18 protein-coding genes are annotated in these 22,002 nt (G+C 70.3%); 4 read left to right on the top strand and 14 right to left on the bottom strand.

What is annotated here, in order from left to right:
• Positions 1-40 precede the first annotated feature (40 nt).
• Entirely contained in the window at positions 41-1,345 is a 1,305-nt protein-coding gene (locus tag NR072_RS06090) for an MFS transporter (protein WP_240335696.1), read from the top strand.
• 90 nt (positions 1,346-1,435) lie between these two features.
• On the opposite strand, the gene wecB is transcribed toward NR072_RS06090, so the two are convergent.
• Complete coding sequence (gene wecB, locus NR072_RS06085) at positions 1,436-2,581, bottom strand: non-hydrolyzing UDP-N-acetylglucosamine 2-epimerase (protein WP_163720871.1); 1,146 nt, start codon at positions 2,579-2,581, stop codon at positions 1,436-1,438.
• A gap of 269 nt (positions 2,582-2,850) precedes the next feature.
• Between wecB and NR072_RS06080 the strand changes: the two genes are divergently transcribed.
• Positions 2,851-3,771 carry an ABC transporter permease gene (locus NR072_RS06080; RefSeq protein WP_044659147.1) on the top strand — a complete coding sequence of 307 codons (921 nt, stop codon included), beginning with the start codon at positions 2,851-2,853 and terminating at the stop codon, positions 3,769-3,771.
• Complete coding sequence (locus NR072_RS06075) at positions 3,755-4,648, top strand: ABC transporter ATP-binding protein (protein WP_061867850.1); 894 nt, start codon at positions 3,755-3,757, stop codon at positions 4,646-4,648. Before NR072_RS06080 ends, NR072_RS06075 begins: the two co-directional genes overlap by 17 nt.
• 54 nt (positions 4,649-4,702) lie before the next feature.
• Here NR072_RS06075 and NR072_RS06070 read toward each other — a convergent pair whose 3' ends face one another.
• The 12 genes from NR072_RS06070 to coaD form a co-directional block, all read right to left on the bottom strand.
• Positions 4,703-9,094, bottom strand: a complete 4,392-nt coding sequence (locus NR072_RS06070) for a glycosyltransferase (RefSeq protein ID WP_061873168.1) — start codon at positions 9,092-9,094, stop codon at positions 4,703-4,705.
• A gap of 61 nt (positions 9,095-9,155) precedes the next feature.
• Positions 9,156-10,136, bottom strand: a complete 981-nt coding sequence (galE, locus tag NR072_RS06065) for a UDP-glucose 4-epimerase GalE (protein ID WP_041103153.1) — start codon at positions 10,134-10,136, stop codon at positions 9,156-9,158.
• A gap of 91 nt (positions 10,137-10,227) precedes the next feature.
• Positions 10,228-11,472 (bottom strand): UDP-N-acetyl-D-mannosamine dehydrogenase, encoded by a 1,245-nt coding sequence (gene wecC / locus NR072_RS06060; RefSeq protein ID WP_061867852.1) that lies wholly within the window; start codon positions 11,470-11,472, stop codon positions 10,228-10,230.
• A 91-nt stretch (positions 11,473-11,563) separates the two neighbouring features.
• Complete coding sequence (locus NR072_RS06055; RefSeq protein ID WP_084776597.1) at positions 11,564-13,345, bottom strand: glycosyltransferase; 1,782 nt, start codon at positions 13,343-13,345, stop codon at positions 11,564-11,566.
• Entirely contained in the window at positions 13,342-14,529 is a 1,188-nt protein-coding gene (locus tag NR072_RS06050; RefSeq protein ID WP_061867853.1) for a glycosyltransferase family 4 protein, read from the bottom strand. The genes NR072_RS06055 and NR072_RS06050 overlap by 4 nt, the downstream gene beginning before the upstream one ends.
• Entirely contained in the window at positions 14,519-15,664 is a 1,146-nt protein-coding gene (locus NR072_RS06045) for an LCP family protein (protein WP_061867854.1), read from the bottom strand. The genes NR072_RS06050 and NR072_RS06045 overlap by 11 nt, the downstream gene beginning before the upstream one ends.
• Positions 15,665-15,714: 50 nt before the next feature.
• The gene (mutM, locus tag NR072_RS06040; RefSeq protein ID WP_044659151.1) at positions 15,715-16,632 is read right to left on the bottom strand and encodes a bifunctional DNA-formamidopyrimidine glycosylase/DNA-(apurinic or apyrimidinic site) lyase; all 918 of its coding nucleotides are present in this window, start codon (positions 16,630-16,632) and stop codon (positions 15,715-15,717) included.
• 4 nt (positions 16,633-16,636) lie between these two features.
• On the bottom strand, positions 16,637-17,299 hold the full coding sequence (gene rnc / locus NR072_RS06035) for a ribonuclease III (RefSeq protein WP_020621711.1): 663 nt from the start codon (positions 17,297-17,299) through the stop codon (positions 16,637-16,639).
• A gap of 73 nt (positions 17,300-17,372) precedes the next feature.
• Positions 17,373-17,576, bottom strand: a complete 204-nt coding sequence (gene rpmF / locus NR072_RS06030; RefSeq protein WP_002856390.1) for a 50S ribosomal protein L32 — start codon at positions 17,574-17,576, stop codon at positions 17,373-17,375.
• Positions 17,577-17,578: 2 nt separating this feature from the next.
• A complete protein-coding gene (locus NR072_RS06025) occupies positions 17,579-18,151 on the bottom strand; it encodes a DUF177 domain-containing protein (RefSeq protein WP_002856392.1) in 573 nt (190 codons plus the stop codon).
• 174 nt (positions 18,152-18,325) lie between these two features.
• Complete coding sequence (gene galU / locus NR072_RS06020) at positions 18,326-19,240, bottom strand: UTP--glucose-1-phosphate uridylyltransferase GalU (protein ID WP_256836503.1); 915 nt, start codon at positions 19,238-19,240, stop codon at positions 18,326-18,328.
• 68 nt (positions 19,241-19,308) lie between these two features.
• Positions 19,309-19,782, bottom strand: a complete 474-nt coding sequence (coaD, locus tag NR072_RS06015; protein ID WP_044659154.1) for a pantetheine-phosphate adenylyltransferase — start codon at positions 19,780-19,782, stop codon at positions 19,309-19,311.
• 132 nt (positions 19,783-19,914) lie between these two features.
• On the opposite strand from coaD, the gene NR072_RS06010 reads away from it, so the two are divergent.
• The gene (locus NR072_RS06010) at positions 19,915-21,168 is read left to right on the top strand and encodes an aminotransferase class I/II-fold pyridoxal phosphate-dependent enzyme (protein ID WP_256836502.1); all 1,254 of its coding nucleotides are present in this window, start codon (positions 19,915-19,917) and stop codon (positions 21,166-21,168) included.
• A gap of 270 nt (positions 21,169-21,438) precedes the next feature.
• Here NR072_RS06010 and rsmD read toward each other — a convergent pair whose 3' ends face one another.
• Positions 21,439-22,002, bottom strand: coding sequence for a 16S rRNA (guanine(966)-N(2))-methyltransferase RsmD (gene rsmD / locus NR072_RS06005; RefSeq protein WP_256836501.1), 564 nt, complete (start codon positions 22,000-22,002; stop codon positions 21,439-21,441).

The raw sequence follows: 22,002 nt of genomic DNA, 5'->3' as shown, positions 1-22,002 counted from the left end.
CCCCGGGCTGCACACCCGGCGCCGTGCGAAGATGGCGGTCATGCCGTTGTCGTCCGCCCGCTCCTCGCGGGTCCCCCTGCCCCGTGAGATCAAGGTCCTCGTCGCCGCCGCGTTCATCATCGCGATCGGCTTCGGGATCATCGCCCCGCTGCTGCCGCAGTACGCGAGCTCCTTCAACGCGTCCGCGACGGCCGTGGCCGCCGTCGTCTCCGCGTTCGGGCTGACGCGGCTCCTGTTCGCCCCGCTCTCCGGACGCCTGACGAACCGCCTCGGCGAGACGCCCGTGTACATGACCGGTGTGCTGATCGTGGCCGCGTCCATGTTCCTCATCGCCTTCGCGCAGACGTTCGAGCAGCTGCTGCTCTTCCGCGCCCTCGGCGGCGTCGGATCCACGCTGTTCACGGTGTCCGCCATGGCGTTCCTGGCGGCGAAGTCACCGCCGACGATGCGCGGACGCGTCTCCGGTGCGTACGCCTCCGCCTTCCTCATCGGCAACATCGTGGGGCCGATTGTGGGCTCCGCCCTGGCGGTCTTCGGCTTCCGTGCGCCGTTCCTGATCTACGGCACGTCGCTGGTGATCGCCGCGGGGATGGTGTTCGTCCTGCTGCGGGACACGCGGCGCGCGGACCGCGGCACCGGCGATCCCCGCCCGACGATGCCCCTGAAGGAGGCGTTCGGCCTGCCGTCCTACCGCGCGGCGCTCGCCTCGTTCTTCGCGAACGGCTGGGCGACGTTCGGTGTGCGCAACTCGGTGATGCCCCTGTTCGCGGCCACCGCCTTCGCCGGCACTGGGCTGCTGGGCTGGCAGGTGGACGGGGCCTTCATGGCCGGACTCGCCCTCTCCGTGTTCGCGCTGGGCAACGTGGTCGCCGTGACCTTCTCCTCGCGACTCTCCGACGTGCACGGCCGCAAGCCGCTGATCCTCACCGGCCTGCTCACCATGGCCGCCACCACCGGGGTGATCGGCTGGATGAGCTCGCCCGCGCTCTTCCTGCTCGCGTGCCTGCTGGCCGGCGCCGGCACGGGCACCCTCAACGCCCCGCAGCAGGCGGCCATCGCCGACGTCGTGGGCCAGGGACGGCGCTCCGGCGCTGTGATGTCCGCCGCCCAGATGTCCGCCGACCTGGGCGCCATCTCCGGCCCGCTGCTGGCCGGCCTCGTGGTGGACACCGCCGGCTACGGGTGGGCGTTCGTGCTCACCGGCGGCGTCATCCTGCTCGGCGCCCTCGCGTGGTGGCGTGCTCCGGAGACCAATCTGCCGATCGTGCCCGGCGGGCCCCGCACCGGGTCCCTGCCGCTGGTCCGCCCGGAGGACGCCCGGGTGACCCCGCGCGAGGACGGGTGAGGCCGGGGCACGCCACGAGGCCGCCGTCCCCGCGGGGACGGCGGCCTCGTGCGTGGACGGGGGTGTCCCCGTCCGGGAGTGCGATGCTGCTCAGGCGCCGTCGAAGGCCGGCAGCCGCTCGCCCACGCCGAGCAGCTCGGCGATCGCCGAGACCGTGCGCTCGGCCGCGCGGCCGTCGCCGTAGGGGTTCACCGCCTGGGACATCGCAGTGTACGCGGCCTCGTCCGTCACCAGGCGGGTGACCTCGGTGACCACGACCTCCTCGTCCGTGCCGATCAGGCGCACGGTGCCGGCGGTCACGGCCTCGGGACGCTCGGTGTTCTCGCGCATCACGAGGACGGGCTTGCCCAGCGACGGAGCCTCCTCCTGGACGCCACCGGAATCCGTCAGCACGACGGTGGCCACGGACAGCAGGTGGGTGAACTCGCCGTAGGCCAGGGGCTCGGTCACGAGCACGTTCTCGCGGCCCTCGATCTCGGGAAGGATCGCTTCGCGAACCACCGGGTTGCGATGCGCCGGCAGCACGAAGGTGACCTCCGGGTGGTCCGCGGCCAGGCGGGCCAGGGCGCGCCCGACGCCGCGCATCGCGTCGCCCTGGTTCTCGCGCCGGTGGGTCGTCACCAGGACGACGCGACGGCCGGACGCCTCCAGCTCGGCCAGACGCTCGTCCTCGAACGGCACCTGGTGGCTGACGGCCTCCAGCAGCGCGTCGATCACGGTGTTGCCCGTGACGTAGATATCCTCCGCGGCCACGGCCTCACGCAGCAGGTTGTCCCGGCTCACGGTGGTCGGGGGCAGGTGCAGCGCCGAGATCTGGCTGGTGATCTTGCGGTTGGCCTCCTCCGGGAACGGGGAGAGGATGTCGAAGCTGCGCAGGCCCGCCTCGGCGTGGACCACGGGGATGCCGCGGTTGAAGGCGGCGACGGCGCCCGCCGTCGAGGTCGTGGTGTCGCCCTGGACCACGACGGCGTCCGGCCGCTCCTGCTCCAGGACGGCGTCGAGCCCGTCCAGGGTGCGGGCAAACACGCCGTTGAGGGTCTGCCGGGGCTGGATGATGTTGAGGTCGTGGTCCGGGACGATGCCGAACAGCTCGTTGACCTGGTCCAGCATCTCGCGGTGTTGCCCCGTGACGGTCACCACGCACTCGAACCGCTCGTCGGCCTGCAGCGCCTTGACGATGGGGGCCACCTTGATCGCCTCCGGGCGGGTTCCGTAGATGGGCATGATTTTCTTCACGGTGTTCCTCGCTGCATCGACGACGGCTCAAAGGGGAGGAGATCAAGTCCAAGCGGCGGGACCTCCAGACGGCTTCACCATAGTCGAAGCCAACAATCCGACCCCCTCAGCAGCTGCGTTCCCGCGCCGCCGTCTCCTACACTAAGGAGGCGGTCGACGCGCCTCCCGCGCGCGGCATCGCCGTCGTGGGGCACCGTCAAGAGAAGTCCCGCATCGACGGCCGGTCCCCCACTCGGGTGGCCCACGCTCAGAAAGGCAGGCGCGAACCGATGACCACACGGCGACCAAGACGACCCTCCGAACCCGTCGCCAGCGCGTTCCGCGCCGCGGCCGTCCAGGCTTATGGTGACGCTTCGCACCTCTCACCTGTCACAGGTCGCCCTGCCCCTCGCCGCTATCTGGTGGAGCTCTGGCAACGCCGACACTTCATCTGGTGGCAGTCCCGAGGACGGCTCGTCACAGGAAACGACGACAGTCGTCTCGGGTCGGTATGGCTCATCCTTCGCCCAATGCTCGACGCGATCTTCTACTGGCTGATCTTCGGTTTGCTTTTGCGTTTCGACCACGGAATGGACAATTTCGTCGCCTTCGTCATCGTGGGTGTGTTCATGTTCCAGATGACCAGCGCCGCATTGACATCTGGCACGCGGACCATCGCGTCGAACCTGTCCTTGACCCGCGCCTTCCGGTTCCCACGCATGGCGCTGCCCTTGGCCGATCTCGTGTACGACGTGCTCCAGCGACTACCGGCGATCGCAGTGATGTTCATCCTCGTCATAGCGATCCCCCCGCATGAGACACCTGAGTGGTCCTGGCTGGTCTTCCCGGGTGTCCTGGGGCTGCACGTGATCCTAAACTTCGGCATCATGCTCCTGCTGGCGCGGCTCAGCACCCTCCTTCCGGATGTGAGCCGCATGGTGCCGTTCGTGTCCCGTCTCCTGATGTACGGCTCCGGAGTCATCTTCCCGATAACGCGTTTCACGGACAACCACCCCGCCCTCCATGCGATCATCCAACTCAACCCGTTGTATGTACTGATCACGATGTACCGTCAGGTCATCATCGAGGGGGTGACGCCGCCGGCGTCGAGCTGGGCGATGCTCGCCGCGTATGCAGTGTGCCTGACGATTGTCGGCGGCATTGTCTTCTGGCTCGGAGAGGAGTCGTACGGCCGTGACCAGTACCGCTAACCAGGACCATGCGCAGCCGCCGGAAGCGTTCGAGGGGGGGCACCTAGCTTCGACTGGCGGCCTCAACCTGCTCGCTACGGACATCATCCTCGATTACCCCGTGAGGATCGCTCGGGACGAGAAATCTCGCGGGCTCTTTTCTCGGGGCGGTGAACTGGACGTCGTCCATGCTGTGAGGGGGGTGTCCTTGGCCGCACGGAAGGGCGAATTCATCGGACTCGTCGGACGCAATGGGTCCGGCAAGAGTGCCCTGCTCCGCGTCCTGGCAGGCGTTGAGGCGCCAACATCTGGGGAGGTCTTTGCCGCTTCTGCGCCCCAATTGATGGGTGTGGGGGCAGCGCTCATGCCCAACCTCACCGGTCTAGACAACATTCGTATCGGTCTACTCGCGATGGGCTTGACCCCAGCCGAGGTCCACGACCGAATCCCACAAGTCGCTGAGTTGGCCGACATCGGAAAATCCATTCGCATGCCCATGCGTACATACTCCTCCGGCATGCGGGCCCGCCTGCGCTTCGCGATCTCAGTAGCGTCGCAACCCGACATCATCATGATTGACGAAGCACTTGCGACCGGCGACGACGCTTTCCGGGAGCGGTCCAATCAAGCAATGCGAGACCTGATCGCCCGGTCTGGCACAGGCTTCCTCGTCAACCATTCCGCCGGAGTGATCCGAGAGATGTGCACCCGCGTCGTCTGGATGGATGAGGGCGCAATCATCGAAGACGGAGACACCCTCGATGTCATGCAGCATTACAGCTATTTCATGAGCGCCCTACGCAAGCACGGGGAAGAGAAAGCGCTCGAAGCCCGGGCACGGTACGAGACGACCGAGGCAGAACGCATCGTTGCTCTCAAGGGCACCACGGGTCATTAAAAGAAGGGGACCGTCTCACACGAGAGACGGTCCCCTTCTTTCTCCGGCGCTACGTCACCGCCGACCCTCTACCACGGCCAGGATCTGGGCACCGATCTCCTCGGGCGAGAAACGCTCCCGCATGAATGCTTGGGCCCGCTCAGACTCCTCGAGGAAGAGGGCCGGGTCTGAAGAGTACCTGCGGATCCGGTCGGCCGCGTCGCGGACGCCCTCGACGACCCATCGATCGTCGTAAACGGCCTCAGCCCCCGCCCACGGAAAGATCACCGGCACACAGCCCGCTGCACCACCTTCCGCGATCGCCTGATGCGTTCCTTCGTGGTCGCTCGTGGACAAGATGATGCCTGGCTTGGCGCGGTACCACTCCGCGATGTCATAGGAGTGTCCGCCGAACCGGACGGCTTCGCGGAGCACCGCAGACGATTCAATCCGCAAATACTGCGCCTCAAAATAACTCCGCTCAGCAGTTCGCTTCATGAGCCACGCGTACTCGTGGTACTCCTTACCCATGACGTCGAGACGGTAAGTCGGGTCGTGCGACGCCAGCAGTTCGGTCACGTCGAGCGCGAGGTCCAGACGCTTCGAATGTGGCACGGAGCCAACAAGACCGAGGGCATGCGGATCCGGTGCGTTCCGAGGCGCCGCAAATCGCTCGAAGTCGAAGGTGTTGCCGATGACCACGGACCGATCCACCGGCACTCCGAAGAGCAACTGCGCCCGCCGCATGCCGACGGGTGACACGAACACGAAGGTGTCCACGGCGGACAGGTCGGCGTCCTTGAGGTAGCGAGTGCGAAGTTCCTGGGCGTGGAGGCGCACCACAAGCCGCTGGTCGTCCTGCTTGTGGTGGCTGTACCACTTCACGTTCCCGAGCGCCCACTCACAGAAGATGACATCCGCTTCGGCGAGGAGTCGGAGGCTGCGTTCCTCGTCGTGGATATCGTGCCCGTCCCACTGGTCGACGATGACACGGTGACCCGCGGCTTCGAGCTGCGCCATGATCTGCGGCAGGAACTTCAGGTCATGGCCAGCGACGAGGACGTTGAGAGGCACCGTCTGAGTCTCCCCTACGGGTGGCCCCGCCTCTCCAGACGCAACGGGCGGAAGGGGGTCTGCCTCCTCGTGGACGACCGCGGTGTCGATCGGGACAGCCGTCGAGTCCGTGTAGGTCACCTTGCCGACGTGTTCGACGACGTGCTGCCAGGCAAAGACCTCGTCATCGGCTAGGGCAGGTCGCTCCCCGAGAACAGAGCCGGCGTAGACGTCGGCGTCCACCAGTACAGTGCCCTCATCGATGTCCGCCGTCAGGGCAGCGATTCGCACGTGTGCGTCGCCCGGCGACCATTCGACGGTGCGAGTGCCCACGGCCTTCCAATGCCCGAAATGCAGAGCGAGCGAGAAGTCCTCCACGAGGTGCTCGTCCAGAGCAGGGGCGCCCTCACGGTGGATGACGACGTTCCGGATGCCGGCCTCTTGCAGCTTTGCCGCCCTCTCCGGAGGAGCGGCGAGGACGACGGGACTGGCGGCATCAACGCCCTCGGTTGTGTCGGTCACCAGGTACAAGGCAGGACGCATGGTCTGGGCCTCGAACAACGGTACGTCTGCGGCGGCGCACTCGACTGCGATCGGCGCGGCCTGCGGACTGCGGACTCGGAACCCAGCGACGCGCATCATGTACACCAAACGGTGAGCACACGTGTGCGTCTCGTAGACGTGGCGGAACGCCTCCCAAAGGCCGGCGTGCCGACGCTGCTCAGACGACTTCCAGCCCTCCAGATAGGCCGCAGCCTCATCGGGGGTGGTCACGGTCGGGACGGTGCCCGCCAACGTCTCGTCTACGCCACGGCCCGCAGAGCTGAGTACCGTCGACCCAGACGCGGTGATCTCCACGACCCGGCGAGAGAACATGCTCGGCGAGTCCACCACCGAATTGCCGTTCAGGTGGATCGGGTGGGCCTTATAGGCCTGGCACATCTCGGGATAGCTCAGGCTTCCTCGGGCGTACCGGCGGAAACGGTCCGGCAGGCGGTACGGCGAGTTGGGATCGTTGTGCACCCGCTCGTAGATCGCCAAGCCGTGTGGGGCAGACTCATAGAACAGGAAATCCAGCCCCTGTTTACGGGTCGCATACTTGTCCCCGTAGTAGGTCCCGCCATACGCGATAGCTTCGTCTTGTGCCCGGGTGCTGGGTAGCGGGTTGTGCAACAGAGGCTGCGCCGCGAACGGGGCCGAGGCGACGGTCGTGATCTGGTTGTCCGGAAGCGCGTTGTAATCAACAATGGTGCGCGCGTCCGTCGTGAACACGTAGTCGCACAGGGCTGCGGTGCGCTTGAACCGATTGAAATGGACCGGATCCTCCTTGTTCCAGAACATCACGGGGATTTCGTGAAGCCTGCAATGCGCGATCAGCTCGACCACCGGCGCGTGAGTCTCGTCATCGTAATACCCAATGATCCCGGTCCAGGCGCTGTCGTTGCCTCGCCAAGCGGACTCAATGAACAGCGCATCCACGCGGTGGTCTTCGAAGGTCTCGCGCCAGTCCTCAGGCCGCACACGCAAGGCGGTCAACTCGGGGACGAAGGTGTCCGTCGTGAATTCGTCGCCGATGAAGGCGACTGTGTAATCGGTGAGCGGGCGTTCTGCGTCGTCCAGTGAGGCCCGGAACTCCTCGGCCAAGGCCATTAGTGAAGCGGCGATGCGCTCGCCCGTGACTGGCCAGCGCCGATTCTCCTTGACCCAGCGTCGAGCACGAACCCCCATGGCGCGAGCAGCATCTGGGGCGGCGAGAGTTTCGCGCAGACGCTCGACGAGGCTCGCCAGGTCGTCCTTCTGGAAACTGACCGCAGTGTCTCCATCAGGCCCGCAGAACACCTTGTGCGGCGAGACATCGGAGAGGACCACCGCCCCGCCGACCGCCATCGCCTCCAGCGGCTTCAATGGCGAAACGAGCTCGGTCACCGGCAAGGACTTCCGGGCCAGGGGGAACACATCGATGCTCGAGAGGTACGCTGGCATGTCTGCGTTCGGAACGTTCATGACGAACCGCGTCTCAGGATCAAGACCGCGTGTGGCGATCCTCGCCTTCAACGTATCGAGATATGCGCCCCCGCCGATGATGAGGAAGTTGAACCGGACTCCCTCTGCCTTGAGTGTCGCGAGCGCGTCGGTGACGAGATCGAGGCCTTCGTAATCGGTGACGCTGCCCGCGAAACCCACGACTGGAGCCTCCGTATCGGTGAATCCCAGGCCGCGCAAGAGCGCGTGATCCTTGCCAAGAGGGGCGAACACCTCTGGGTCAACGCAGTTGGGCGCGACGGTGACCTTGTCCGCATCGATGCCGCGGGCAGCAAGGTCTTCACGCATCTCATCCGTGATGACGACCACTCGGTCGGCTTCGCGGGCGACGAGGTCTTCATAGCGGCGGTCAAGCCGATACTGGTCCGACTGCTCCCAGCCCGGCCGGACGGATGCCGCAGACACTTCCCAGAATCCGCGCATCTCATACACGAACGGCACCCCGAGCCGACGGGCTGCGATCAGGGCGGGCAGAGCGGACAGATAGTTCGAGGCGGCCAGGATGAACTCGGGCTTCTCGATCATGGCTTCGCGGACGTACGCATCGGCAGCCACCTGGAAGAAGACGTCGAGATCGCCCTCCCATGCAGGGAGACCAGGGTTGTGCACGTGGCGTACGCCGTCGATCTCCGACACATCACGACGCTGCTTGACAGGCACTCGCCGCCCGGGGACGACCGACTTCTTGTCCCAAGGCTTGCCTGGCAGGGGCGCTACGACCACGTCCAGCCCTTGGGCCACGAGCCCTGCGGCGACGCCCTTGGTCCGGGACGTGTAGCCATTGGTCACAGACACGGGTGACATGCCCACGGCGTAGAGCACCCGGCCTCGCACGGGGAGGTAATTGCAGGTGCGGTGACGTGCGGGAAGCGGGTAGTCCGCTTCAAGAAGGCGGTTGAGAGAGTCGACGCGACGAACGAAGTTCTCTTCAGAGTCGGTCAGGCCCGACTTTCCACGAAGCTGATCCAGCACCTCCCGCGCGCCACTGAGGTCCCCGCGTTCCTGGATGAGTTTGCGCGCCAGCGGCAGGCCCGCGGCGACGGTCCTCCGGCGGGCGAAAGCGGCCTGGAGCGAGTCGAGCGACTCTTGCGTCGATATTCGACGCCCCGTGGCGGGCCGCGTCCCCCCGCGGCCCGCCACAGCGGAAGACCCCATGCGTGCAGCACGGGCGGTGCGGTTGATCTTTGCGTTGAGACGGCGGTGATACATGATCATTACGAACACCGCAGCGCACAACATCCAGAACAGCGCGACGATGAGGATCGCGTGGTCCACCAGGAAGGCGAGTACCGAACCCACGACAGCGAGCAGAATAAAAAGCCCCATGACGAGTTGCTGGCGTCGTGAGAAGCGAAGAAAGAGTTGGATCATGGGTGCGATTCCTCGGGTGCTGTAATCGGCGGGGCAGGTCTGGCGTCTCTGCGACGAGCAGTCAGGTGACGAGCCGGGGCGGGAAGTCGATGACGGACGTGACAATGTCATCGCGCGTATAACGTGCTACCCATCCGAGTTCCTTCTCAATGAGCGAGACGTTGGCTGTCAAGGCCCCCGGGTCACCCGGGCGGCGGGGCTGGATGTCGTAATCAAGATCCACGCCGGGGCGGCGGCGGAAGGCATCTACGACTTCGAGAACGCTGCTTCCGCTTCCGGTGCCCACGTTGTAGATCCGGGTCGCTGGGTCGGTGCTGCCCTGGACCGCCGGCAGGGCCGCCAGGTGCGCCTCGGCCAGGTCGACGACGTGGACGTAATCGCGTACACATGTGCCGTCGACGGTGGGGTAATCGTCGCCGAAGACCGAGAGACGCTGGCCGCGAGTGATGACATCACGGATCGCCGGCATGAGGTTCGTCGTCGTGGTATCGGCCAGAATGGCGTCTTCCGCGCCGGCGACATTGAAGTAGCGCAATGCCACCGCCCGGAGACCCCAGGCGCGGGAAGCGTTCGCGAGAGCTAGCTCACTCACGAGCTTGGACTGGCCGTACGGATTGATCGGCACCGTCGGGGTGTCCTCGAACACGATCGACGAGTCCGGCTCACCATAGACCGCTGCCGACGAGGAGAAGATCATCGACGCGGCTCCCGCAGCTCTCATGGCAGCCAGCACGTTTACAGTTGCACCGACGTTCGACCGAAAATAATCCTCCGGCTGCACGACGGAGTCCGCGACGACCTTCTTCGCGGCGAAGTGAACGACGACGTCAATCGACTCTTCTTTAAGGAGAGTGGTCAGCGCAGCTACGGCCGCGTCGCTCGCGAGGTCGATCGTGTACACGGGGACATCGGCCGGAACGCGCTGTCTGAGGCCTGTCGAGAAGTCGTCAACGACGACGATGTCGGCCCGGCCCTGTTGCCGTGCTACGGAGACGAAGTGAGACCCGATGTATCCGGCGCCGCCGGTCACGAGCAGGCGCATGTTGTCCTCCTTGGTCGTGGTACTGCCCGTCTGGGACATACGGGGCGGGGCAGCCGTCACCGACCGCCCCGCCACAGGTGCCGAGTTCGTGTCAGCGCCACTGGCCGCGCGTGTCGATGACCTTCTTGCCCTCGGTGGTGGCACCGAGGCTGGCGAACGCATCGTGGTCCACCAGTAGCAGGACGACGTCCGCCTCCCGAATGCCGTCCTCGGCCGGGACCAACTCCACGTTGTCACGGCCGGCCAGCGCAGCGGGCAGCTCCTCCACGTGCGGCTCCACGACGAGGATGCGCGAACCGGTGAACTGCTGCGCCACCTCGATCGCGATGTTCAGGGCAGGCGATTCACGCAGATCGTCGATGTTCGGCTTGAATGCCAGACCGAGGACGGCCACCACGGGGGCACGGCCGGTGGCCTGCTGCACGTCGAACGCGGCGGCCTTGGCCTGGTCCACGACCCACTTCGGCTTGCCGTCGTTGATCTCGCGGGCCGCACGGATGATGCGGGCCGTCTGCGGTGCGGCGTCGACGATGAACCACGGGTCCACAGCGATGCAGTGGCCGCCCACGCCGGGGCCCGGCTGGAGGATGTTGACACGGGGGTGGTGGTTGGCAAGCTCGATGAGCTCCCACACGTCGATCCCCAGGTCGGAGCAGATCAGGGACAGCTCGTTCGCGAAGGCGATGTTCACATCACGGAACGAATTCTCGACCAGCTTGGCCATCTCCGCGGTGACGCAGTCCGTCACGAGGATCTCCCCCTGACAGAACGCCTCATACAGCTGCTTGGCGCGCTGCGCGGCCTCCGGCGTGGACCCGCCCACGATGCGGTCGTTCGTGACGAGCTCGATCATGACCCGGCCGGGCAGCACCCGCTCCGGGCAGTGGGCGAAGTCCAGGGTGACGCCGTCCAGGTCCGGCCGTGCCTCGCGGATGACGGCGGCCATGTGCTCGGTGGCGCCGGGGGGCGAGGTGGACTCCAGGATCACGAGCTCGCCGCCGCGCAGCTGCGGGGCGAGACCGCGGGCCGCAGCCTCGATGTAGCCGAGGTCCGGCGAATGGCCGTCCTTGAAGGGCGTCGGGACCGCGACGATGTACGCGTCGGCCTGCGGCGTCTTCAGGGACGCGGACAGTCGACCGGCCTTGACGTTGCGCTCCACGAAGTCCGCCAGGTCCGGCTCCACGAAGGGCACGGTGCCTGCGTTGACCGCGTCCACGGTGCGCTGGCTGACGTCCACGCCGTGCACACGCACGCCGTTCTCGGCCAGGATGGCAGCTGTCGGCAGCCCGATGTAGCCCAGGCCGATCACGGCCACGTCCTTGATCTGCGTCGTCATCTAGAGGTCCTCGTTCGTCTAAGCGGTGGCAAGGGCAGAATCCGGCGCGGGCCGGACTCCCCGTGATGCTCTGTCGAGTATAAGGATTAGTTCAGGCAGACGGCGCCGTCACGCCCAGGCGCCGGTAGAGGGCGTCATAGCGCCGGGCGTTCGCCGCCCAGGTCCGATGCCCGAGCACCCACTCCCGCGCCCTGGCTCCGAGGCCGCGGGCCGCGGCGGGGTCGTCGAGTAGCGCCGCCAGGGCGGCGGCCCACGCCTCCGGTTCCTCGGCCGGCAGCACCCGTCCGGTCACGCCGTCCTCGACGATCTCGCTCAGCGCGGGCAGGTCCGAGACGAGGACGGGCCGGGACGTGGCCATGGCCTCCAGCGGCTTCATGGGCGTCACCGCCCGGGTCACGCCCGTGTCCTTGCGAGGCACGCAGAAGACGTCGAGGGCCTGGTGCCACACGGGAGCCAGGGAACGGTCCACCCGTCCCGGCGCGAGCAGCCGATCCTCGATCCCCAGGTCGGCCGCAAGCCGGCGCAGGGCCGGCAGGGCAACGCCGTCCCCCACCACGGCCAGCCGCAGGCGCGGCCTCTCGTCGACGAGCGCGGCGACGGCACGCACAAGGTCGTCGAGTCCCTCGTACGGCACCACGGAGGAGACGGTGCCGACGATCTCGTCGTCCATGGACAGCCCGAGACGGCGGCGAGCATCCTCGCGTGGGGCGGGCTCCTCCAGGAAGGCGCCCCCCACCCCGTTAGGGCTGAGCACGACGGCGTCCCGGTCCATGCCGGCCGCGGCGATGCGGCGGGCCATCTGCTCACCGAGCGTCACGACGCCGTCGGCAGAACGCACGGCGTCGTCCTCGCGGGCCGTGAACAGGGCGTAGCGGTCGGAGCGCAGCGCCTCGGGTCCGCGCGTCGAGGCCCAGGTGTCCGCCAGCTGCCCGCGCACCTCGTACACCCACGGGACGCCCACGGCCTCCGCGACCGCGCGGGTCACCACGGCGTTGACCCAGTGGGTGGTGGTGTGCAGGACCGCCGGGCGGCGCTCGAGGACCAGATCGAGGAGCATCCGCGCGTGCTGAGCCAGCCGTCCGTCGAATCCCCGGGCCAGGCTCGAGGGCAGGAGGCGGTGGTACACGATGCCGTCCACCATGTCGCGTCGGGCGGCGGTGAGCACGCCGGTCTGGACCGGCCAACCGAGCCGGGTGACGGCCTCTACGTGCCAGCCCTCGTCCCGCAGCGCGCACGCGAGGCTGTGGCTGCGTTGCGCGTATCCGGAACCGGTGTGGGGCAGGGAGTTGGTCAGGACGAACAGTGCCGAGCCCGGGCGGGGCCGATATCCAACGGCCCGGTCCCGGTCTGCCCGCGGCAACGGCAGGGCGCCCCCGCGCAGAGCACGCACCTCGGAGGCGAACCGGGCTCGCACGACACCGTCCCGGCCGGTGCCGCCGAGCAGGGAGATGGCCGCCTCGACGTCACCGCGGTGCCAGGCCACGCGGGCCCTTGCGGCGGCCAAGCCCGGCGTGTCGACGGGCACGGCGTCGAGGACGGCTTGGGCCCGGTCAGGCTCCTGCGCGGCCGTGAGCACGTCCGCCAGTCGCACCCGATCTGGCGCGCCGGCGGACGGCAGGACCGCCTCGACGTGCTCGAGGAGGTCCACGTGCCGGCCGGCGGCCGCGAGACCCATGGCGCCTAAGACCACGCCGGGGCGTGCGGGCAGGGACTCTGCCAGGCGCCCCAGGCCCACGCGTGCCGCGAGCGGCAGGCGACGGCTGATCTGCAGGCCCAGGACCGCCGGGTCGTCCCGCAGGTGGTCGACCACCGTCCGCAGGACGAGTGGCGCGTGGCCGAGTGCGCGGACGGAATCGAGGAGGATGGAGGTCATGCGTGTCTCCTGTAGTCGGGGACGAGCTGCCCCAGCAGCCGGACGTAACGCCGGGCGACGCTCGGCAGGTCCGCGTGCCGTCGGACCCACGGGCGGCCGCCCTCCCCCACATCAGTGCGAGCCGGATCGTCGGCGAGCGCGGTCAGATGCGCGACGAGGTCAGCTACCCGTGGGCCGATGACGTCGGCTCCCCCGGCGTCCTCGAGGGTGCGGGCCGCCTCGCCGGTGACCATCCCGGTGACGTGCCGGCCGACGGCGAGCACCTCGTAGGTCTTCGACGGCACCGTGTGGCGGAAGCTGGGCCAGTCAGGCCGCAGCGCCACGACGAGTGTGTCCGCCCAGGCGTACTGGGCCGCCGCATCCTCGCCGTAGCAGGCAGGAAGGATCTCGGCCGGGGAGCCGAGCTCCGCGTTACGCGCCTCGAGCTCGCCGCGCCGAGTGCCGGCGCCGACGAGCCGGACCCGCACCCCTGGCCGGCTCTGGCGGAGTTCGGCCGCCGCCTCCATGAGCCGTTCGAGCCCCTGGCTCTCACCCATGTTGCCGAGGTAGAGGACGTGCAGGTCCCCGGGCTCGCGCCTCCGAGCAGGTGCCCACGCCAGGCCTGCGAGTTCGACGCCGTTGCACAAGGTCTCGGCACGCTCGACCCCGCGCCCGCGCAGCGTCTCCGCGAAGCCGTCCGTGACGGTCACCACGAGTCGGGCCGCGCGCTGGCCGCCGGTCACGACGCGTTCCATTGCGGCGCCCAGCAGGCCCTGGTGGACCCCGGCCTCGTGGGCGAGATCCGGCCAGGCGTCGCGCATCTCCAGCACGAGGGGACGGCGCCAGAGACGGGAGAGCACGACGCCGGGCACCACCACGGGCAGGGCGGGCACGGTGGCCACCACCACGTCCGGGCGTCGGGTGGCCATCCCGCGCGGGATGGCGAGCAGCGCGTGCACCACCGCCTCGGCGAAACGACCGTTGCGGCCGGCCTCCCCCAGGGGCAGGCGAGGCGTGGGCAGGACACGTTCGCCGTCGGGCCCGGCGAAGGGGCGCACCCCCCCGGGCGCGACGACGTCGACGTCCCAGCCCGCCGACCGCAGCGCCGCCACGACCGCGCCCCAGCGACGCGCGGGCGGGGTGCGCTCGGGCCGGTAGGAGTGGGAGACCAGCAGGAGGCGGGGGCGGCGCGGCTCAGTCGTCACAGGGGTCCTCCCCGAGGGCGGGTGCGGGCGTGGTGCCGGTCAGCAGGGTCAGCACGGGGGCGGGACCGCCGGCGGCCTGGGCCTTCTTCTCCTTCGTGGGCTCGTGCTCGTCGACGTAGCGCTGGACGTCGTCGTCGGCGAGGGCGGAGCGCAGGTCCGCCAGCTTGTCCTCGTCGAGCTCGACGATGGCGTCGCCGTTCGGGCCCTCCGCGAAGCCCTTGCGCGGCACCGTGAACATCTCGACGTCCTCGCCGCGGACGTCGCGCAGCTGCCACGCGAGCGAGGCGATCACGCCGGACGTGAGCCCCTCGTCCACACCGAGGTGGTCGGAGAACGTGGCGACGACCTCGGTGGTGCGGGCGGGATTGCCCAGGATCTCCGGGCTGAGGAAGCGGTCCATCGCCCCGGCCAGGTAGCGCTGCTGGTTCTTCACGCGGGTGACGTCGCCGTCGTCGAAGGCGTGCCGTTCGCGCACGTAGCGCAGGGCGGCGGTGTCCTGCAGCAGGATGTGTCCGCGCGGGTAGTACGAGGGGTTGGCCTGACCGGAGGAGAAGGCCTGCGGGTTGCAGACCTCGACGCCGCCCAGCGCATTCGTCACGCCCCGGAAGCCCTGGAAGTCGACCTCGAGGACGTGGTGGATCGGCACTCCCAGCAGCAGCTCCACCGTGTCCACGGCGAGCGCGTAGCCGCCCGTGTCGAAGGCCGAGTTGATCTTCGCCTCACCGTGGCCGGGCACGGTGACCCACGAATCCCGCAGCACGGACATGACGTAGACCTGGCGTCGGTCCGCGGGGATGTGCACGAGCATCATGGTGTCCGAGCGCTGGCCCATGTCCTGCTCGCCCTCGCCCTCGCGGGAGTCGGAGCCCAGGACGAGCACGTTCAGCGGGCCGTTGCCGGCCGCCTGCTCGAGCGCCCCCACGTCCACCGTCTGCCGGTGGTCGTCGAAGGTGCGCCCGAGCGAGCCCGCGTACCAGGCGCCCAGACCGAGCAGCGCCGCGAGCAGGACGGCGAGCACGCCGACGACCCACGGCCAGCGCCGGCGGCGCCGCGCGACCGACGAGGCGTCGTCGCGCGGGGACTCGGGACGCGGCAGGGGCTCGGGCGTCCAGGACGCGGCCGGGGGATGGCTCACTCGTGTCTCCTGCTCGAGGTCGGGGGTCAGCCCAGTCTACGGACGCCCCGTCAGGCGTCGGCCACCGCGGCCCGGCGACGGCGCGGCCTGGGCTGGCAGCGCGGGCACAGGTGGCTCGCACGGTTCATGAACGGCTCGCGCACGATGCGGGAGTCGACCCCCTCGGCGGCGCAGCGGCGACACGGCTGCCCGGTGCGCCCGTAGGCCGCCAGGGAGCGGGCGAAGTAGCCCGATCGCCCGTCCACGTTGACGTAGAGCGCGTCGAAGCTCGTGCCCCCCACCTCCAGGGCCCGGCGCATCACGTCCTGGACGGCCGCCAGGAGGCGCAGCGTGTCAGCCCGGCGCATGCGCTCGGTCGGCCGCTCGGGGTGCAGGCGGGCGCCCCACAGGGCCTCGTCCGCGTAGATGTTGCCGATCCCGGAGACCAGCGACTGGTCCAGCAGCGCGCGCTTGAGGGTGGAGCGGCGCCGTGCCAGGCGCGCGTGCACGGCCACGGGGTCGAACAGCGGGTGCAGCGGGTCCAGGGCGATGTGGGCGGCCGTGGTGGGGATCCGCTCGCCGCCGGCGGCGTCGTCGGGCCGCAGCGCGTCGAGCCACCAGCCGCCGAAGATCCGCTGGTCCACGAACCGCAGCTCGCGGGCGGACCCGTCCGCGGCGGTGACGGGCAGGCGCAGGCGCAGGTGTCGCTGGTCGGCGGCCCCCGGTCCGTCCACGAGGATCTGCCCGCTCATCCCCAGGTGCACGACGACGGCGTCGTCGCCCTCGGCCAGGGGCAGCCAGAGGAACTTGCCGCGGCGAGCCGGCTCGGCCAGTCGGGCGCCTCGCAGCCGCTCCCGGAGGGCGTCCGCACCACCGGGGCTGCGACGCAGCGAGCGGGGGTCGAGGACCTCGAGCTCCGCGGCGACGGCGTCCGTGGCCCACCGGGCCAGGCCGCGCCGGACGACCTCGGCCTCGGGCAGCTCCGGCACGGGCTCAGCGCCCCGCGGCCGGCAGGCCCGCTTCGAGGGCGGGCCAGGAGGCGGCCGCGGCGTCCCGCTCGGCCTGCTTCTTGGAGCTGGCGACGGCGGAGCCGTACTCGCGCTCGCCGACGACGAGGGTGGCCCGGTAGCGGGGGTCGTGCGCGGGGCCCTGACCCTCGATCGCGTAGCGGACGGCGCCGAGACCGTGGCGGCTGGCGGCCTCGGCCACGACCGTCTTCCAGTCGGTGCTCTCGCGCAGCAGGTCCGGCTCGTCCAGCAGCGGCACCACGTGGCGGTGCACGAGGGCGGCCGCGGCCACGGCCCCGTGGTCCACGTAGACGGCGCCGATGAGCGCCTCGAGGGTGTCGGCGAGGATCGAGTCCTTGTCCGCCCCGCCGGTGCGGCGCTCCCCCGTGCCCAGGCGCACGAACGGGCCGATGCCGATCCGGCGCGCCACCTTCGCCAGGGCACGCGTGGACACGACGGCGGCCCGGCGGCGGGCGAGGTCGCCCTCGGCCAGGTCCGGGTACACCGTGAAGATGTGGTCGGTGACCACGTAGCCCAGCACCGAGTCCCCGAGGAACTCGAGGCGCTCGTTGGTGGGCAGCCCGCCCTGCTCGTAGGCGAACGAGCGGTGCGTCAGAGCGCGTTCGAGCGTCCCGGCGGTGATGTGCACGCCGAGACGCTCGAACAGCTCTTCTGGCTCGGGCGCGGGCTCAGGCCCGCGACGAGCCGACGGGGACGCCATCTCAGGCGTCGGCGACCTTGCGGCCCTTGTACTCGAAGAACAGGGGGGTGCCGGCGGCGTCGGTCTTCAGCTCGGCCTGGTGGGGCAGGCGGTAGGAGACGCGACCGTTCTCGACGGACTTCACCAGGGCGGGCGCGGTGGCCTTCCACTGCGACCGGCGGGCACGGGTGTTGGCACGGGACATCTTCCGCTTCGGGACTGCCACGACTATCTCTCTTCTGTCTCGGTGATGGAGGTCTCTGAGGTGCCCGCGAGGTGGGCCAGGGCGGCCCAGCGCGGGTCCACGCGCTCGTGGGCGTGCCCCTCGGGCGCGTCCTCGAGGCGGATGCCGCAGTCGGCGCACAGGCCCTCGCAGTCCGGCCGGCACAGCGGCTGGAACGGGAGGGCGATGACCACGGCGTCCCGGAACACGGGTTCCAGGTCCACGGTCTCGCGCACCACGAGCGGCTGCTCGCCGGCGTCGTCCTCGGACGTGCCGGTGAGGTACAGCTCCTGCAGGTCCACGGTGATCCCCTCGTGCAGCGGGCGCAGGCAACGGCCGCACTCGCCCTTCAGGGTCGCGTCCGCGGTGCCGGTGACGAGGACGCCCTCGTGCACCGACTCCAGACGCAGGTCCAGTTCGACGGGGTCCCCCTCGGGGATCCCCAACAGCGGCGTGGAGACGCCCGCAGGGGCGGGCCACTCGGCCGTCAGCTCGCGCTGGACTCCGGCCCCGCGCGTCAGATCGCGCACGGGGATCACCCACGGCGAGTCGGCGCCGTGGTGCTGGATGCTGTCCATGGTCGCTCCTCTCGGCGGGTGGGACGGCGGGGGTACACGGCCCGTCCGCACGCCCTCTGCGGGGGTGCGATGCGGCCTGGACACGGGTCCAGCCACGACGGACCGACAGCCCATCCTACCGGGTGGGTCCGCCTCGGCCAAAGCCGGCCGCGGCCCGCGCGTCGCCGGCCCGGCTCAGAGCCCGGCGGTGAACTCCCGGAGCCAGGCCCGCAGGTCGGCCCCGAGGTCCTCATGCCGCGTCCCGAACTCGATGACCGCCTGCAGGTAGCCGAGCTTGTCCCCCGTGTCGTAGCGGCGGCCGTCGAAGACGACGGCGTGCACGCCGCGGCCTTCGCCGTCCTCCGTGGCCAGCCTCTGCAGCGCGTCGGTGAGCTGGATCTCCCCGCCGCGGCCGGGCGGGGTCTCGTCCAGCACGTCGAACACCTGCGGGACCAGCACGTAGCGGCCGATGATCGCGAGGGTGGAGGGGGCGTCCTCGCGGGCCGGCTTCTCCACGAGGTCGGTGACGCGGACGACGTCGTCGCCCTCCCCCGGCACGGCCTCCACCGCGGCCACACCGTAGGCCGAGACGGCCTCCTCCGGGACCTCCATGAGGGCGATCACGGAGCCGCCGAGGCGCTGCTGCACGTCGATCATGCGCTCGAGCAGCGCCTCGCCGTCGCCGATGATGTCATCGCCCAGCAGGACCGCGAACGGCTCCTCGCCGACGTGGCGGCGTGCGCAGTTCACCGCGTGGCCGAGCCCGAGGGCCTCGCCCTGACGGACGTAGTGGATGTCCCCCACCAGGTCCGACTCGTGGATCTGCGCGAGCCGCGTGGTGTCGCCCTTGTGCTCCAACGCGGCCTCCAGCGCGGGATGGCGGTCGAAGTGGTCCTCGAGGGCCCGCTTGTTCCGGCCCGTGATCATCAGCACGTCGGCGAGGCCCGCACGCCGGGCCTCCGTCACCACATACTCGATGGCCGGCCGGTCCACCACCGGCAGCATCTCCTTCGGCATGGCCTTGGTGGCCGGCAGGAAGCGGGTGCCCAGGCCGGCGGCCGGGATGACGGCCTTGCGGGTGGGGGGGGGGGAGGGGGGCGGGACGGTCATCGGCGGTTTTCCTGCGGTGGATGCGGTGGGACGAGCGGAAGGGTGGCCCGCGGGTGGGCCGGGCGGGGTCAGGCCCCGCCGTCGAGGCCGCGCAGGACCGCGGCCGGGACGAACTCGGCGACGTCGCCGCCGAGTCCGTGGACCTCCTTGATGAGCGAGGAGGACACGTGGGTGTACCGGGTGTCGGCCGGGAGGTAGACCGTCTCGACCCCGGTGAGGTGGCGGTTCATCGCGGCCATCGGGGCCTCGAACTCGAGGTCGGCGCCGCCGCGCAGCCCCTTGACGATCGCGTCCGCGCCGATCTGCCGGCAGAACTCGGCCAGCAGGCCCGGGCCCATGGGCCGGACCACGACACCGGCGAGGGAGGACACCGTCGCCTCGATCATGGCGATGCGCTCGTCCACGCTGAAGCGGTACGTCTTGGCCGGGTTGGAGGACACGGCGACCACCACCTCCTCGAAGAGGTTCGCGGCTCGCGCGATCACCTCGACGTGCCCCTTGTGGAGGGGATCGAACGAACCAGGGCAGACGGCACGACGCATGGGTGCCAGCCTAGCGGGGGCCGCGCCGAGCGGCGACGGACGCCCGTCCGGTCCGGCTCCGGCGCGTCGCGGTCGTGACGGACGCGGCGCGCGCCGCCGTGTGCGGTCCGCCGCGATGGGTACAGTGCGGCCATGGACGGAACGCAGGACACCCCCGGATCAGCACGGCACGACGTCGACGTGGACGCGCCGTGGCGACGCACGGCGGCGGCCGCGGGCCTGCTCGGCGACGCCGGCCCCGTGCCCACCGTGTTCGAGACGATGACGGGCCTCGCCGCCGAGCACGGGGCCGTGAACCTCGGCCAGGGATTCCCCGACGCCGACGGCCCCGACGCGCTGCTGCGCCTGGCGGCCGACGCCGTGCTGGCCGGCCCCAACCAGTACGCCCCCGGCACGGGCGACCCCGCGCTGCGGCAGGCCGTCGCGGAGCACCGCCGGCGCCACTGGGGCGTGACGGAGGACCCCGCCACGCAGGTCATGATCACCACGGGCGCGACCGAGGGCATCGCCGCGACGGTCCTGGCGTTCGTGCGCCCGGGCGACGAGGTCATCACGGTCGAGCCGTTCTACGACTCGCACGCCGCCACGATCGCCCTGGCCGGCGGCCGACACGTGAGCGTGCCGGTGGAGGCCCCGGACTTCCTGCCGGACCCGGCACGGGTGGCGGACGCGATCACCGACCGCACGCGCCTGCTCATCGTGAACACGCCGCACAACCCCACGGGCGCGGTCTATCCGCGGGAGCTGCTCGAGGAGCTCGTGGCCCTGTGCCGGCCCCGGGGCGTGCTGATCCTCTCGGACGAGGTCTACGACCACCTCGTCTACGAGGGCGAGCACGTCAGCCTGCGCTCGGTCGCGGGCGCGGAGGACATCGCCCTGACGGTCTCCAGCGCGGGCAAGGCGTTCGCGGTCACCGGGTGGAAGGTCGGCTGGCTGACCGGCCCGGCCGAGCTCGTCGGGGCCGCGCGCGCCGTCAAGCAGTTCCTCACCTACTCCTCCGGCCCCGCCTTCCAGCGCGCGCTGGGCGCCTACCTGCCCACCGAGGACGCCGGGCGACACCTCGCCGGCCAGCGCGAGCGGTACCGCGACGCCCGGGATCGGCTCGTGGCGGGCCTGCGGGAGGCGGGCCTGGACCCGGTCGTCCCGGCGGCGGGCTACTTCGTCGTCGTGGACCTGGCCCCGTGGGGTGTGACGGACGCGGCCGAGGCCGCGTTGCGGTGGACGCGTGACGCCGGCGTCACCGGCATCCCCGTGGGCGCGCTCTGCCGCCCGGACGGGGGCCACCTGCGGTCGTGGCTGCGGCTGGCGTTCTGCAAGTCCCCGGATGCGATCGACGAGGCGATGCGCCGCCTGGCCGAGGCGGCCCCGCGGCTGCGCGCGGCCTGACCCCCGACGCTTTCGTTGACGAAACGGCGGCCCCCGGAGCACTTTCGTTCGGGAAACGGCGGCCCCCCGAGCATTTTCGTTCGGGAAACGGCGGCCGCCGTGCTCGCGGTTCCGTGCTGAGCCCAGTCCGTTCCGCCCTCCCGTCTCCCCGGTGAGAACGGGCCGAGACGCCGCCGTTTCCCGAACGAAAACGGGCCGAGACGCCGCCGTTTCCCGAACGAAAACGGGCCGACACGCCGCCGTTTCCCGAACGAAAGCGGGTGGGCGGGGTCAGCGCTCGTCCTGCCAGAGGTACAGGGCGGTCTCGCCGTAGACGCGCACCTCGACCTCCTCGAGGCCGCGCGGCCGGCGCGGCGCCACGTCCCGGGCCGCCCGCTCGAGCACGAGCAGCCCGCCCGGGGCGAGCCGCCCGGCCGCCGCCTCCACCACCGCCTCGAGCGGCGGGCCGGCGACCGGGTACGGCGGGTCGGCCAGGACCAGGTCCACGGGTGCGGCCTCCGCCGCGAGCGCCTGCTCCACGCTTCCGGCGCGCACGCGCACGACGTCGGCCCCGCGCGCCCGGTTGACCAGCGCGGCGTTCGCGCGGCACGCGGTCAGGGCCTTCCGGTCCCGCTCGACCAACAGCACCGATGCCGCTCCGCGGCTGGCGGCCTCGCACCCCAGGGCGCCGGAGCCGGCGTAGAGGTCGAGCACGGCCGTCCCGTCCAGCCAGTCGCGGGCCTCGAGCCAGGAGAACAGGGCCTCCTTGGTGCGATCCGTGGTGGGGCGCGTGCCCGTGCCGGGGACGGCGGTCAGGGGCCGCCCGGCGGCCGCGCCGGCGATGATGCGGGACAT

The sequence above is a fragment of the Micrococcus sp. Mcc89 genome (genome assembly GCF_024519795.1).
GTDB lineage: Bacteria > Actinomycetota > Actinomycetes > Actinomycetales > Micrococcaceae > Micrococcus > Micrococcus luteus.
The sequence above is the reverse complement of the archived record's forward strand: the minus strand, read 5'-3'. Positions and strand labels throughout refer to the sequence as shown.